This window comes from Laceyella sacchari (genome assembly GCF_004343255.1).
Classification (GTDB): Bacteria; Bacillota; Bacilli; order Thermoactinomycetales; family Thermoactinomycetaceae; genus Laceyella; species Laceyella sacchari.
This window is the reverse complement of the sequence record NZ_SMDD01000003.1, coordinates 478107-492494: the sequence shown is the minus strand read 5'-3', so window position 1 is coordinate 492494 and position 14388 is coordinate 478107. Positions and strand designations below refer to the sequence as shown.

Here is a 14388-nt window from a genome sequence, read left to right as displayed (position 1 = left end):
TCCGGATGAAGGGAGAGGAGAGCGTGTTATATTATTTTGCATACGGTTCATGCATGGATAAAGAGAGCTTCAAAGGGACGGTGGGCGAAGGGCGCTATCAGGTGCTTGGCTCGGCGACGCTTCCCGACCATCGGCTTGCGTTTACCATGTACAGCGAATATCGGCAGGGTGGGGTGGCAGACATTGTGCCGGCGCCAGGAGAAGAGGTAGAAGGTGTGCTTTATCGCCTCGATCAAGAAGCCTTGCCGGAATTGGATAAACGGGAAGGTGTGGATGTTGGCCATTATCGGCGCATTCGCGTGAAGGTGCGACATCGGGAAAGCTGGTTCGAAGCGGAAACATACACAGTGGTTAACAAATCTGAGGAAGAAATCCGGCCTAGCCTCGCTTATTTGCGTTTGATTCATCAAGGGGCCGTTCAGCAGCTGAGTGAATCATACCGTCTCCGTTTGGTGGAACACTGGCGTGAACGGTTTGGGGTGCATTCGACATTTAAATGAATTGCTTTTCTTGAGAAAGTGAGGCTCATTTTCTATACTGAAGCTGATAACATCTGAGTGGGGGCGTGGTGAATGGATGCGACATAAAGAGATTTTTGAGAAGCAGAAGGAGTTTTACCTGACGGGGAAAACCAAGGAAATCGCCTTTCGCTTGGAGAGCTTGCGCAAATTGCAATCAGCCATCAAACGATATGAGCCTGACATTACCACCGCATTAAAAAAGGATTTGCATCGTTCAGAGTTTGATGCATATTTGTCGGAAATCGGACCGACGCTGGATGAGATCAAATATGTTAGCAAGCGTTTGAAAACATGGGCCAAGCCGAGAAAAGTTCCGACACCGCAAGTGCTGATGGGATCGAAGAGTTATGTGTATCCTGAGCCGTATGGGCTCACCCTGATTATTTCCCCTTGGAATTATCCATTCAATCTCGCGGTGATGCCGCTGATTGGAGCGATTGCGGCAGGGAACTGCGTCACACTCAAGCCATCGGAATGGGCACCGCATACGTCCCAAGTGATCATGCAAATGATTAAGGGGATTTTCGAGGAGGAATACATTGCGGTGATTGAAGGAGATGTGGAGACGAGCAAAGCGCTGTTAGATCTGCCGTTTGATCATATCTTCTTCACCGGAAGTGCGCAGGTAGGCAAAACGATTATGGAAAAGGCGGCCCAAACATTGACTCCGGTGACGTTGGAGCTGGGGGGCAAAAGTCCGGTCATCATCGATAAAGATGCCAATATTGAGCTGGCTGCCCGCAGAATTGTATGGGGCAAATGGTTGAATGCGGGCCAGACGTGCGTCGCGCCAGATTATGTGTTGATTCATGAAGAACGCAAAGATGTGTGGTTGGCGCAGTTAAAACAAGAAATCGCGCGGTTTTACGGGAAAGATCCGCTGACGAGCGAGAATTATGGGCATATTGTGAATGAACGCCATTTTTCACGATTGGAGGCGTTCTTGGCTGATGGGGAGGTTGTCATTGGTGGCAAAACCGATGCGCAACGGCGTGTCATTGAGCCGACGGTGTTGACAGGAGTAAGCTGGGAGGCACCGGTGATGCAAGAAGAGATTTTTGGGCCGATTTTGCCGGTGTTTACTTTTACCGATCTGGATGAAGCGATTGCGGCAATTCGCAAGAAGGAAAAGCCATTAGCGTTATACTTTTTTTCGGAGAACGAGCAAAACCAAGAAAAAGTGATACGTTCCTTGCCATTTGGTGGTGGCTGCATCAATGACACCATTGTACACATCGGCAATCCACATCTGCCGTTCGGTGGTGTTGGCACGAGCGGGTTGGGTAATTACCATGGAAAGTACAGCTTTGATTGCTTCAGCCACGAAAAAGCGATTGTTAAGCAGACGACGCAGTTTGACATGCCCTTGCGATATTCTTTTACTAAGAATGCGCTCAACTGGTTGAAAAAATTTTACGGTTGATAAGATGGGAAAGGGATTCGCCCGTACAAGGCGAATCCCTTTTTTGTTTATTCATCTCCAGTGGCGACCGGATTGTCTTGGTATGAAATCCAATCACTCCAACTGCCAGCGTAAAGCTTGACCTGTTGGTAACCGGCCTCCATGAGGGCGATAACATTGGGGGTCGCTGTTACCCCAGAACCACAATAGACGATCACTTCCTGTTCTTTGGAAATGCCGGCGAAGTGTTCAGCAAGCGCTTCTCCTGATTTGAAACGGCCGTCAGCGAGCTGGGTTTCTTTGAAGAAATAGTGTTTCGCGCCTGGTATATGTCCGGCCACGGGATCGATCGGTTCCTGTTCGCCGCGGTAACGTGCGCCTTCGCGAGAGTCGATGATCACCGTGTGTGAATCGTTAAGCTTAGCCTTCACCTCTTCCATGGAGGCCAACCAGCGGTGGTTGATCTGTGGATGGAAGGTACGGGGCTGTGCTGTTGGCCGTTCGGCGGTAATCGGCAAGCCTTGTTTTTTCCATAAGGTGTAAGAGCCGTTCAACACTTTTGCCCGATGGTGCCCGAAATAATGAAGCAACCACCACAAACGTCCAGCCATGGCTCCCCCTTGATCGTCATAAGCGATGACGGTGACGTTGTCACCGATGCCGATGGCTCCCGCCTTGGCGGCGAACATATGGGGATCAGGCAGGGGATGACGTCCGCCGTGGACGGATGGGGGAGCGGACAAGTCTTGGTCAAGATCAAGATAAAAGGCGCCTGGGATATGATCACGGAGATAAGCTTCCTTTCCGGCGGTAGGTTGTCCAAGCTGGAAACGGCAATCCACGATAATCAATTGCGGATCGTTCAGGTGGTTGTATAGCCATTCAAGAGAAACGAGCTGAGTCATAAGCCGAGTCCCCCTTTTGAGAAATGTGTTAAAACGGGTATAACGCGACAATGCCTGACATCGGTGTTGGCGTCATGGTTCAGCGATTTGAAAACAGGGGTTGGATGGCCCTTTCGCTTCACCGTTTTTCGATGTATTCACTGAGGAACGATTCCCCGTCGCGGTAAAAACGCGGATCATAAATGCCCAAGCGTTTGCTGTCATTGACGATGACGACAAACGGCGACCATTCGTAGAGAACTTTTGCTTTGGGATTTTGATTGAACAAGGGGGACAAATCGGCTTCTTCATGCGATTTGAGAGAAGCCACTGGTTGGCTGGTCGACCATACGGTGGCATCCGTCAATTCTACATGGTTTCCGCTTTTGCCGATTACCCGAAAATGCCAAGGAACAAAGCTGGCTGCCAGTTCGACGCGGTCATAACGTTGCTCGGCCCGTTGTTCCACAATCAACCCTTGTGCTGTTTGGATGCTGAAATGAAGGAGCATTCCCAAAGCCACCCATTGGAAAATTCGCTGTTTGGGGATGTGTTTTTTTATATAAGAGAGCAAAAAACCGGCCAGGAAGATACCCCAAAAGACGAAGTCGACAATGGGAAGGGTTCCCAAGGTGATGCGTGCGGAGGAAAATGGCTCAAATAAGCCGGTGCCCCAGGCGTTGAAACAATCGACAAAATCATGAAGGGCGACTCCGAACAAAGACAGGTGGAAGAAGCGCCATTCTTTTTCTTTGAACATCAGCCGCACCAAAACGTAAAGAAGCAAAGCCCAAATAGGAATGAACAACAAGGAATGAGTTAGCCCGCGATGCCACATCTGTTCCATGATACGGCCCGTTTCGGTTACGCGGACAACCACGTCGATATCGGGGATTTGGTTACTGACCAATGACACAAACAACAGGGCTTTCCCTTCTTTGACGGGCATGTCCTCTTTTTTTAAGCACTGATACATCGTATAGCCAAACAGGCCGTGTGTGATTGTATCCATCGTGTCCCTCACTCTGTTTGTTGGAAGTTCATCATTTATTATAAAGGAAATAAAAAAAATCGTCATATGACGATGGAATGGAAGCAATATCAGACGAGCGCGAATTTTAAAAGGCAGTGGTTGTTTCCGGCTTGCGAATGGGATAGCCGAAAAGCCAAAAGCACTAGGGATGATGAGAGATATGGGAGATACTATATTCGCCAGGCCCAGTGAACATGAGAGAAATGGCGTTCACTATGATTAAGGCGTCAAATTCGTACCCATCGATAAAGCCTTTGGCCCCTTTCACCGTGATGATGGTGCCACACATCAGCAGAATGGTACACAATCCGGCCAACCGGATGTGAATCCCCAAATAAAACGCGATGCCGCACAAAGTTTCCATCGTGGCGATGCCATAGGCGGATAAGGTGGGGAAAGGAATGCCAATCAGCTCGAAAAATTCCATGGTTCGGCTGATGAACAAGAGTTTTTGCAGTCCGTGGGCGAAAAGGATGCTCCCTAGGCCGATGCGAAGCATCAAGGGAGCAAGTGCGTTGGGTTGTAACATGATTTTCTCCTTTCTGTCTGTCATGCACCAGTGAGTGTGACCACATTCTACCTGCCGATTGTTGAAGAATGATGAAGGGATTTTTAAAAGCTAACAAATAATGCGGCTCCGCCTTTCGGTCGAGCCGCATTTCAATGAGATATAGAAGTAAATGTTGAATGGATTGATTTATATTTTTACTACTCTTCCTTCGTGTGCGCTGGTGATTGCTGCCGAAATGACTTGCATCGTTAGTCGCGCATCTTGAGCTGAGACGGGCACTTCGGCTTGTCCCCTGATCGCTTGGGCCAATTGTTGATAATACCTTTCATATCCTCCAGTCAGAGTAGGAACGGTACCTTGCAATTCTACCCCTTGCACGGTGGTGGAGAGAGTGGCTTGGAATTCCGGAGATTCCTGGCCCCACCCTGGATCGCCGGGTTTCATCCCTTGTTTCAACATTTCTTCTTGCGGGTCCATCCCGTATTTGGTCAATGTGCCAAGGCTGCCGTGCACCTGATATCGCGGCCCAGGTGCTTTAACCAGACAGCCGGCACGCAAAATGGCACGCAACCCTTTTTCGTATCCGAGGATGAGATGGAAGCAGTCAGTTACTAGGGCTTGCGGGCGTTGCTTCAAGAGGTCAGCCCACACTGTTTGAGGTGGACCGAACAATTGGATGGCCTGATCGATCAGATGAGGCCCGAGATCGTACAACACTCCGGCGCCTGGTACATCTTGTTCGCGCCAACGAATGCGCACCTCCGGGCGATACCGGTCAAAATGCGCTTCATATGTATGAACCGTACCGAGCAAACCTTGCTCAATCACCTGCTTGACCGTGAGGAAATCACTGTCGTAGCGGCGGTTGTGGTATACGCTTAGGATGCGGTTTTGCTCGGCGGCAAGTTTGATCAATTCATCAGCTTCAGCGACATCAACCACGAAGGGCTTTTCTATTACCACGTGTTTCCCGCTCAGCAAGGCTTCTTTGGCGTAAGGGAAGTGTGTGTCGTTAGGCGTGGTGATCACGACCAACTCGATGTCGGGATGCTCCCACAACGCACGGGGGTCGGCCAGTACCTCTACTTGGGGGAGCTGACGATGCACTTTGCTGGGATCAGAAGAAACGACATGAGTCAGGTTGAGGCCAGGCACCTGTGTGATGACGGGGGCGTGAAAGGTGGACCCCGAGAAGCCAAAGCCGATTAGTCCAACTTGTATTGCTTGCAATAGTATCACTCCTTGCATCGAACATAAGTTTGACAGAGAAAGACAGTGAGGAGAAAGTTTTGCCAGTAAAGCGGCTGAGAGCCGATGTTTTATCCGTCCTTTAAAGCATGCGTATGCGACAAACACCGGTAGCGGGCAATGCGTTGGCCCGCTTTTCCCACTTGTGCGAAGATGCTCCTGGGGATTGCCTTTGATCATGGTGGCGAATTGTTGATTAACCTCTTGCCAGCACTGCCATATTTGTTATTATAGCATTACGGGTTCACCAAGCAGTGAACGCCGGGAATGCATCCCAGAATAGTTGGTTTATCATTACCAACAAGAAAAATGATTATCATTTGATGATTATATAGGTTTTTTAGCAGGATATATAGGTCATTTTGTGGAATATTATAATAATTGCCAAAATAGTTCTTGGTTGTTGAACAGGTGAGGTCGAGGAGGAACGAAGGATTGAGACCGCGAGTCGTAGTGACCAAAGACATAGGGAAAGAACCGTTGGCCCGGTTGGCTAAGCATGCTGAAGTGGTGCTGTTGCCACCGGGTTGGACGGCTGTGGAGCTGATCCATCATTTGCAAACAAGCGAGGCCTTGCTCTGTAACGTGACTGACACTATCGACGAGGCTCTGCTTCGCGCTTGTCCCCGTTTGCGAATGATCAGCAATTACGGAGTGGGATTCAATCATATCGACATCGCTTACGCCCGCGAACAACAGATCATTGTGACCAATACGCCCGGGGTGTTGACGGAAGCCACGGCTGATTTGACATGGGCGTTGCTTTTGGATGTTTCGCGGAGGGTGAGTGAAGGCGACCGATTGGTGCGCGAAGGGAAATGGACCGGTTGGGAGCCTTTGTTCATGTTGGGAAGGGAAGTGTCCGGCAAATGCCTAGGCATCATCGGCATGGGACGCATCGGGCAAGCGGTGGCACAGAGGGCCAAAGGTTTTCGAATGCCAGTCATTTATCATTCGAGACACCGCTTGCCAGAAGAACTAGAAAAGGAGCTAGGGGTTCAATATGTCGATTTGGAGCAGTGTTTGAGCGAGGCTGATTATGTTTCCATCCATTGCCCTTACACGCCCGAGACCCATCATCTGATCGGTGCGGCCGAATTGGAACGGATGAAGCCCACGGCGTTTTTGGTCAACACGGCCCGCGGCCCGATTGTGGATGAGACCGCCCTGATCAAAGCATTAAAGGCTGGGCGCATCGCTGGAGCCGCGCTGGATGTATATGAAGATGAGCCTTATGTGCCCAGGGAATTGCGGCAATTGGAACAAGTGGTGCTGGCTCCCCATCTGGGTAGTGCCACAGAAGAAACCCGCTTAGCGATGGCTGATATGGCGGTGAACAATTTGATCGCCTATTTCCAAGGCGAAACTCCACCCAATGTTGTTTGTTAACCAAAAAACTTTAAGTATTCACTTGGAGTATTGATATAAATGTGCTAATATATTGTCCAGCTTGGCTTTTTAGTGAGTATTGCTGATGCGACATCACTAAATGGATGTGAAATCGTTACCAATGAATCTTTTGATCTGCGTAAAGTGACTAGAAGTATGCATAATACTGGCTGGTTTGGCATATGCATTTGACGGGGATCTATCACATTTGCAAGCTTATGTGATTAAGGAGGAAACGTTTGATGTCTCAAAATAAAAAAGAAGTTTTATTAACTGAAGAAGGCCTAGAAAAAGTAAAACAAGAACTAGAACTCCTAAAAACGCAGAAGCGCCACGAAGTAGCGGAACGCTTGAAAGAAGCGATTGCGCAGGGAGACCTCAGCGAGAATTCGGAATACGATGCGGCGAAGGAAGAGCAAGCCTTTATCGAATCACGGATCATTACGTTAGAGAACATGATTCGCAATGCGAAAATCATCGCTTCCAATCAAAATACGGGAGTGGTGAGTGTCGGTTCCAAAGTGACGATTGAGGAAATTCCGGATGGGGACAAAGAAACATATACTATCGTGGGCAGTGCGGAATCGGATCCCTCTTCATTTAAGATTTCCAATGAATCTCCGATCGGTGCAGAACTGATTGGCAAAAAAGTGGGCGAAGTGATCAACGTATCCACTCCGGGTGGGACGATTCAATTTAAAATCATTGAGATCGAGTAAAGTGAACCCCCGTTGGCGCGGGGGTTTTTTTACGCATGTCCAGAAGCGGAGCATAAGTCTAAAGCGATTGTAAACTTCAAATGTTTTATTTTTGCGAATCCATTGTAAAAAAAGTTTGAAGCCGGATCAACGAGAAGGTGGAAGCGGCTCCCCAAGAGTGGGCAGGTTTTGACCTGCAATGGGCGGAGGGGTGCCTTGGTGCATGAGCGAAAACAGGGTGCGCAGACGATACAGATCCGTATGAGTGCAAGGCGGTGTGAGATGTCCGCCGGGGAAAACGGGTTCTCTCACTTATTGATGATATGCGGCTTTACGCTACGCAAGAAGGCTTCAATCCGCGCAATGTCTTCCAACGCGATTTGGTTTTTTCGCAATGCGCTGTTGAGGTGTTTAATGGCGATTTCATATTCCTCCGACGTGATGTTCAAACCGCTGTGTGCTTTGCGCAAGGTATTTCCTTCATAGTGTATGGGTCCGCCCAACGCGTAACTCATGAAATAGGTGACTTGGTGGCGCTTTAGCACATCCATGTTCACGCCGATGAAGTGATGGTTGACACGGTCGTCTTCAAGCATGCGATCATAAAATTCATTGATCACAATAGTGATCAATTCTTCCCCACCCAGTCTCTCGTACAAGGTGCTTCGCGTGCTTCTCAGCATGATGGGTCCCCCATTCCCAAAGTGAAATAGACTAAAAATTTAATCAAATGAATGCGGATTAAGTTCTTCTCAATTATTTATGTAAGTTCTAGAACATCATTTGAAACTTAAAAGGAAGCAATTCATTTCTTTTCCAAAAACGCCCATTTAACTGATAATTGGTTTGCCAGAGCATGGTTGATCAAAACGTGCGCAGTTATAGAACCTTAACGGGGTCTTTTCATATTTTCAAGTGCAAATAGAATGTTGCGTCAATGTTTGATAAATTTCGTATATCATCATATGATATTTTTTACATTTGCGCAATGGTATTTCTATTTCATTAGAGCGAATTAAGTCCCATGATACCCATGGGACTTAATTAAATTCTTACTCATTATCATGATTTCCTGCTTGGCTATACATTTGTTGAATGGCGTTTTGCACGTGGCGGATGCCCTCATCCAGACTGGAGTCCACCGCAAAGGAGGATTCCGCCGGTTGGGGGGAGAAATGGTGTTCCGTCTCTTGGCGCGGGTTGTGCATGGAAAGTCACCTCCTGAAGCGGATGTGGTGTTGACAATGGTTAACCTATCACCGCGCCTAATGGAATATGCGTGTCAGCCAACTGTATAATTATTGTAAATTGCCAGCAGGAAAAGGTTTGTCTTATGATGGAATGGGTATGATCATCTGAAAAACATCTGTTAAGGAGAGTATGGAAAGTGGAAGCGTTGCAAGAGGGATTTTCCGCATTTATTTCTGGATTTGCTCGCGTTTTTTTGGTATCGATTGTCATTTGGATGATTGGCTTGGTAGTGATTCTGTTTAAAGAAATGTTCCACTCGAGAGAGCTCAATTTACGCGATTACTTGCAAAAAGTGTGGAAAATGTTACTTTCGTCCTTTGAGTTTACCGCCTATGGGGCTGTGGTTGTCGGGCCCATTTTGTTCCTGCGGGCTGAAGAAGAAGAGCGGTTGACTTATGGGATGTTGACGGTGGCGGCGGTGATCCTGTCCATTATCTATTTGTATATTCGCAAACAGACAGGCGGGTTCAAGAAAGCCAAGCAAAGTGAATAGCCGCCACGTTTGCCGGTCGGTGTCAGCCGACCGGTTTTTTGCACACGTGGGAGGAGGCATTGTTTTCTGGTTTCCCGATACAGCAGTCTTTTCCAACGCTTTACTTTCCTATTGGTCTGAGTAATAATAATAGGAAAATTTCATTCTAGGTACGGAAGTGAGCGAAATGCCGGTAGAACAATTACTAAGCTTAGCCGCCACATATTTGACAGAGGATGACCTTGTGCAGCTGAGACGGGCTTATGAGTTTGCGGATGAAGCGCACAAAGGGCAATATCGTAAGTCAGGGGAACCTTATATTTTGCATCCCATCGCGGTGGCGGAAATTCTTGCCGATCTGCGCATGGATGTTCCTACGCTGATCGCCGCTTTGTTGCATGACGTGGTGGAAGACACGGGAGTGACGTTGGAAGAGATTGAAGAGCGCTTTGGGTCTGCGGTACGCCATTTGGTCGATGGTGTGACGAAACTGAAGAAACGGATGAAATTCAAATCGAACGAGGAGCATCAGGCGGAAAACCATCGCAAAATGTTTGTGGCCATGGCACAAGATGTGCGCGTAATCTTGATTAAATTGGCTGACCGCTTGCATAACATGCGGACACTCAAATATATGCCAGAACACAAGCAACGGCAGAAATCAACGGAGACATTGGAAATATTTGCTCCGTTGGCTCATCGCTTGGGGATTTCCAAAATCAAATGGGAGCTGGAAGACATCTCGCTCCGCTACTTAAAGCCCCAGCAGTATTACCGAATCGTCCATTTGATGAAGAAAAAGCGGGCGGAGCGGGAAAAATATCTCGACGAAATTATCGATACGTTGAAGACGCGCTTGGAGGAAATGGATGTCAAGGTAATGGACATCTCTGGTCGACCCAAACATATTTATAGCATTTATAAAAAAATGGTTACGCAAAATAAAGAGTTTAATGAGATATATGATCTGATGGCCGTACGGGTCATCGTCGATACCGTCCGCGACTGCTATGCCGTCCTAGGTATCATTCATACGGTGTGGAAGCCGATGCCAGGCCGTTTCAAGGATTATATCGCCATGCCCAAGACGAATATGTATCAATCCTTGCACACCACGGTTATCGGGCCGAAAGGGGAACCGATCGAGGTGCAGATCCGCACATTGGATATGCATCGAACAGCCGAGTACGGGATTGCGGCTCACTGGGCTTACAAAGAGGGGTCAGCGGTAGAGAAATCCAAGTTTGACGAGAAATTGAAATGGTTCCGTGAAATGATGGAATTGCAACAGGAAGCATCTGATGCGAAGGAATTTGTGGAAAACCTCAAGATGGATTGGTTTTCTGATTCTGTCTTCGTTTTCACCCCGAAAGGCGATGTAATCGAATTGCCGATGGGTTCGGTTCCGCTGGATTTTGCTTATCGAATTCACACGGATATCGGTAACATGTGCATCGGGGCGAAGGTAAACGGCAAGATCGTCCCCTTGGATTATCCACTAAAAACGGGCGATATCGTCGAGATTTTAACGTCAAAGCACAGCTATGGGCCAAGCCAAGATTGGCTCAGCCTAGTCAAATCTTCCCATGCCCGGAGCAAAATCCGCAATTGGTTTAAGAAACAGCGTCGCGAAGAGAGTGTGGCCAAGGGCCGGGAGATGGTTGAGGCCTTGTTGAAAAAACATGATTTCACAGTGAGTGACGTGTTGACGTCGGATCGGATCGAAGATGTCACCAAAAAGTTTAATTTCAATGAGGAAGAAGATTTGTTTGCCGCTGTGGGATACGGAGGCATTTCTACCGCCCAGGTGGTTCATCGCTTAACGGATGGGTTGAAAGAAGAGCAGCAGCCCGTTGTCCTACCGGAAGTCAAGGCGTTGCCGATTCGCAAACATAAACTGGATCAAGGGGTTCGCGTAAAGGGTGTAGACAACTTATTGATCCGTTTGTCGCGTTGTTGCAATCCAGTGCCAGGGGACGAGATTGCTGGCTATGTGACGCATGGGCGGGGTGTAACGGTTCATCGGATTGACTGTCCCAATCTCAGTACCGTCCCGGATGAGCGCCGCATCGATGTCGAGTGGGACAGTCATGCAACCAAACATTATTATCAGGTGGACATCGAAGTGTCTGGGTTTGACCGCCAGGGTTTGTTAAATGAGGTATTGCAGGCGCTGACTGATTCCAAGACGGAATTGGCGGCCATCAGTGCCCGCGGTGACCGCAGAGGCATCGCTTCGATTCATGTCCGTATCAGCATTCAAAATATCAACCACCTCAAGTCAGTGGTGGAACGGGTCAAGCGCGTGCGTGACATTTACAGCGTGAGAAGAATCATTCAGTAAGGAGGACACCTGATGAAAATCGTGTTGCAGCGCGTGCGGGAAGCCAGTGTTACCGTGGAGGGCCAGACGACGGGAGCAATCGGGCCAGGCGTGATGTTGCTCGTCGGCGTGGCTGAAGGGGACACAGAAGAAGATGTGCGCTATTTAGCGGAAAAAGTAGTTCATCTGCGCATTTTTGAAGATGAGACGGGCAAGATGAACCGCTCTCTGTTGGACGTGGGCGGGAGCATCCTGTCCGTTTCCCAATTTACTTTATACGGGGACTGCCGCAAAGGGCGGCGCCCCAATTTCATGAACGCGGCGAAACCGGAACTCGCCCGGCCGTTGTATGAACAGTTCAACGCATGCTTAGCCCAATACGGCGTCACTGTGGAAACTGGCGTGTTTGGGGCGATGATGCAGGTTTCGTTGGTTAATGACGGCCCAGTCACACTTATTTTAGAGAGTAAAGCGTGAGTGGGTTAAAGTGGGTTGTGCTATAATAACCAAGAACATGTTGATGTGAGTATAGTTAAGGGGGATACATAGTGACAAAAGTAGAACAACAAGCGATCAATACCATCCGGATGTTGTCCATCGATCAAATTGAAGCTGCGAATTCAGGGCATCCGGGGTTGCCGATGGGAGCGGCGCCCATGGCTTACACACTGTGGGCACATCATATGAGCCATAATCCGGCCAATCCGGAATGGATAAACCGTGACCGCTTTGTTCTCTCTGCAGGGCATGGATCAGCCCTGTTATATAGCATGTTGCATTTGTTTGGATATGGCTTGCCGCTGGAAGAGTTGAAGCAGTTCCGGCAATGGGGAAGCTTGACGCCAGGGCATCCGGAAGTGAAGCACACCCCGGGGGTGGAAGCGACGACTGGTCCGCTGGGACAAGGGATCGCTAACGGTGTCGGTATGGCTATGGCCGAAGCGCATCTTGCCGCTACCTTCAACCGGGATGGGTTGAACATCATCGACCATTTCACCTATGTGTTGTGCGGCGATGGCGACTTGATGGAAGGGGTGGCTGCAGAAGCCGCATCGCTGGCTGGTCATCTCAAGCTGGGCAAGCTGATCGCTTTGTACGATTCCAATGACATTTCCTTGGATGGGGAACTGGCGCATTCGTTTACCGAAAGTGTGCAAAAGCGGTTTGAGTCATACGGGTGGCAAGTATTGCGCGTCGAAGATGGCAATGATGTGGAAGCGATTGGCCGCGCAATTGTTGAAGCGCAACAAGAAACCAGCCGTCCCACATTGATTGAAGTGCGTACGGTGATCGGGTACGGAAGCCCCAATCGCGCTGGTACTTCCGAAGCACATGGAAAACCCTTGGGCCAGGAAGAAGTAGCCGAAGTCCGGAAGTCTTACAACTGGGCTTATGAAGAGCCGTTTACGGTTCCGGCGGAAGTGAGAGCGCATTTTGAAGCGATCCAATCCCGACTTGCGGAAAAGGAAGTGGCTTGGAATGACCTGATGAAGCAATATGAGACAAAGTACCCTGAATTGGCACGTGCCTTGCGTCAAGCGATGAATGGGGAACTGCCGGAAGGATGGGATGCTGAACTGCCCAAATTCCAAGTAGGCGACAAGGCGATTGCAACTCGCGCCGCTTCTGGTGCAGCGCTTCAAGCTTTGGCCAAAGGCGTGCCGTCATTGATCGGTGGATCGGCCGACTTGGCTTCGTCCAACAATACCATGATGAAAAGCGAAGGTATCTTCCATGCCGAAGATTACAGCGGCCGCAACATTTGGTTTGGTGTGCGCGAACATGCCATGGCGGCGGCGATGAATGGAATGATGCTCCACGGGGGCGTGCGGGTTTATGGCGGTACGTTCTTGGTGTTTTCTGATTACTTGCGCCCGTCTGTTCGCCTGTCTGCGCTGTCCAAGCTACCGGTTGTCTATGTGTTGACACATGACAGCATTGCAGTCGGAGAAGATGGGCCAACCCATGAACCGGTGGAACATGTGCCGTCTCTGCGTCTGATTCCGGGCTTAAAGGTAATTCGCCCTGCGGATGCCAACGAAACGGTGGCCGCTTGGCAGTATGCGCTCAACCAAAATGAATATCCGGTCGCGCTGATCCTGTCCCGGCAAAATCTGCCCATTCTGCCGGGCACAGTGGACAAAGACCAAGAGATCATCGCTAAGGGTGCATACATTGTATCCGAAGCGGATGGTGACCGCTTGGATGGTATCATCATCGCGACGGGCTCTGAGGTGAGCTTGGCTGTGGAAGCGCAAGCGAAACTGAAAGAAAAAGGTTTGCACGTGCGCGTGGTCAGCATGCCTTGCCGTGAGAACTTTGACGCACTCCCAGAAAACGAACGCGAAGCGATTCTGCCTAAAGCCGTTCGTGCGCGCTTGGCTGTGGAAGCGGCTCATCCGATGGGTTGGGACCGCTATGTTGGCGAACAAGGCGCTGTGATTGGAATCGAACAATTTGGTGCTTCTGCACCGGGCGGATTGCTCATGAAAGAGTATGGTTTCAGTGTGGAGCATGTGGTAGCAAAAATGGAAGCCATTTGCAAAAAATAATAACGGATAGAAAGTTAAACGGCCGCTGTGCAAACAGCGGCCGTTTGATTTGTCTGTGCGGGGGCAAGACTAAGATCGATCAATGAAATGGAAGAGGTGAACGA

14 protein-coding genes are annotated in these 14388 nt (G+C 49.2%); 8 read left to right on the top strand and 6 right to left on the bottom strand.

All coding sequences use genetic code 11. The features are described 5' to 3' along the window. Positions 1-23: 23 nt before the first annotated feature. Positions 24-500: a gamma-glutamylcyclotransferase family protein gene (locus EDC32_RS12755; protein ID WP_158283368.1), complete on the top strand. Its 477-nt coding sequence runs from the start codon at positions 24-26 to the stop codon at positions 498-500. Positions 501-576: 76 nt separating this feature from the next. After that, positions 577-1944 carry an aldehyde dehydrogenase gene (locus tag EDC32_RS12750; RefSeq protein WP_132222703.1) on the top strand — a complete coding sequence of 456 codons (1368 nt, stop codon included), beginning with the start codon at positions 577-579 and terminating at the stop codon, positions 1942-1944. Between the two features lie 47 nt (positions 1945-1991). Here EDC32_RS12750 and EDC32_RS12745 read toward each other — a convergent pair whose 3' ends face one another. The 4 genes from EDC32_RS12745 to EDC32_RS12730 form a co-directional block, all read right to left on the bottom strand. Next, positions 1992-2828 (bottom strand): sulfurtransferase, encoded by an 837-nt coding sequence (locus EDC32_RS12745; RefSeq protein ID WP_132222701.1) that lies wholly within the window; start codon positions 2826-2828, stop codon positions 1992-1994. Between the two features lie 118 nt (positions 2829-2946). Next, positions 2947-3819 (bottom strand): metal-dependent hydrolase, encoded by an 873-nt coding sequence (locus tag EDC32_RS12740; protein WP_132222699.1) that lies wholly within the window; start codon positions 3817-3819, stop codon positions 2947-2949. Positions 3820-3982: 163 nt separating this feature from the next. Further along, positions 3983-4369, bottom strand: coding sequence for a DoxX family protein (locus EDC32_RS12735; protein ID WP_158283367.1), 387 nt, complete (start codon positions 4367-4369; stop codon positions 3983-3985). Between the two features lie 168 nt (positions 4370-4537). Continuing rightward, complete coding sequence (locus EDC32_RS12730) at positions 4538-5581, bottom strand: oxidoreductase (protein ID WP_211341932.1); 1044 nt, start codon at positions 5579-5581, stop codon at positions 4538-4540. Positions 5582-6034: 453 nt separating this feature from the next. Between EDC32_RS12730 and EDC32_RS12725 the strand changes: the two genes are divergently transcribed. Then, positions 6035-6988 (top strand): 2-hydroxyacid dehydrogenase, encoded by a 954-nt coding sequence (locus EDC32_RS12725; protein ID WP_132222693.1) that lies wholly within the window; start codon positions 6035-6037, stop codon positions 6986-6988. Between the two features lie 242 nt (positions 6989-7230). Beyond that, the gene (gene greA, locus EDC32_RS12720; protein WP_022736771.1) at positions 7231-7707 is read left to right on the top strand and encodes a transcription elongation factor GreA; all 477 of its coding nucleotides are present in this window, start codon (positions 7231-7233) and stop codon (positions 7705-7707) included. A 287-nt stretch (positions 7708-7994) separates the two neighbouring features. Here the strand turns inward: greA and EDC32_RS12715 are convergent, their stop codons facing one another. Beyond that, entirely contained in the window at positions 7995-8369 is a 375-nt protein-coding gene (locus EDC32_RS12715) for a group I truncated hemoglobin (protein WP_132222691.1), read from the bottom strand. A gap of 369 nt (positions 8370-8738) precedes the next feature. Continuing rightward, the gene (locus tag EDC32_RS16410) at positions 8739-8894 is read right to left on the bottom strand and encodes a hypothetical protein (protein ID WP_022736769.1); all 156 of its coding nucleotides are present in this window, start codon (positions 8892-8894) and stop codon (positions 8739-8741) included. Between the two features lie 179 nt (positions 8895-9073). On the opposite strand from EDC32_RS16410, the gene EDC32_RS12710 reads away from it, so the two are divergent. The 4 genes from EDC32_RS12710 to tkt all read left to right on the top strand — a co-directional run bounded on the left by EDC32_RS12710 (position 9074) and on the right by tkt (position 14284). Next, positions 9074-9430, top strand: coding sequence for a hypothetical protein (locus EDC32_RS12710; RefSeq protein WP_022736768.1), 357 nt, complete (start codon positions 9074-9076; stop codon positions 9428-9430). Positions 9431-9596: 166 nt separating this feature from the next. After that, the gene (locus EDC32_RS12705) at positions 9597-11753 is read left to right on the top strand and encodes a RelA/SpoT family protein (RefSeq protein WP_132222689.1); all 2157 of its coding nucleotides are present in this window, start codon (positions 9597-9599) and stop codon (positions 11751-11753) included. A 12-nt stretch (positions 11754-11765) separates the two neighbouring features. Continuing rightward, complete coding sequence (dtd, locus tag EDC32_RS12700) at positions 11766-12209, top strand: D-aminoacyl-tRNA deacylase (protein ID WP_132222687.1); 444 nt, start codon at positions 11766-11768, stop codon at positions 12207-12209. Between the two features lie 68 nt (positions 12210-12277). Next, positions 12278-14284 (top strand): transketolase, encoded by a 2007-nt coding sequence (gene tkt, locus EDC32_RS12695; RefSeq protein ID WP_132222686.1) that lies wholly within the window; start codon positions 12278-12280, stop codon positions 14282-14284. Positions 14285-14388: the final 104 nt, after the last annotated feature.

Coding starts and splice junctions, on each gene's coding strand:
- EDC32_RS12750 (WP_132222703.1), top strand. CDS start 577: ATGCGACATAAAGAGATTTTTGAGAAGCAGAAGGAGTTTTACCTGACG.
- EDC32_RS12745 (WP_132222701.1), bottom strand. CDS start 2,828: ATGACTCAGCTCGTTTCTCTTGAATGGCTATACAACCACCTGAACGAT.
- EDC32_RS12740 (WP_132222699.1), bottom strand. CDS start 3,819: ATGGATACAATCACACACGGCCTGTTTGGCTATACGATGTATCAGTGC.
- EDC32_RS12735 (WP_158283367.1), bottom strand. CDS start 4,369: ATGTTACAACCCAACGCACTTGCTCCCTTGATGCTTCGCATCGGCCTA.
- greA (WP_022736771.1), top strand. CDS start 7,231: ATGTCTCAAAATAAAAAAGAAGTTTTATTAACTGAAGAAGGCCTAGAA.
- EDC32_RS12715 (WP_132222691.1), bottom strand. CDS start 8,369: ATGCTGAGAAGCACGCGAAGCACCTTGTACGAGAGACTGGGTGGGGAA.
- EDC32_RS16410 (WP_022736769.1), bottom strand. CDS start 8,894: ATGCACAACCCGCGCCAAGAGACGGAACACCATTTCTCCCCCCAACCG.
- EDC32_RS12705 (WP_132222689.1), top strand. CDS start 9,597: ATGCCGGTAGAACAATTACTAAGCTTAGCCGCCACATATTTGACAGAG.
- dtd (WP_132222687.1), top strand. CDS start 11,766: ATGAAAATCGTGTTGCAGCGCGTGCGGGAAGCCAGTGTTACCGTGGAG.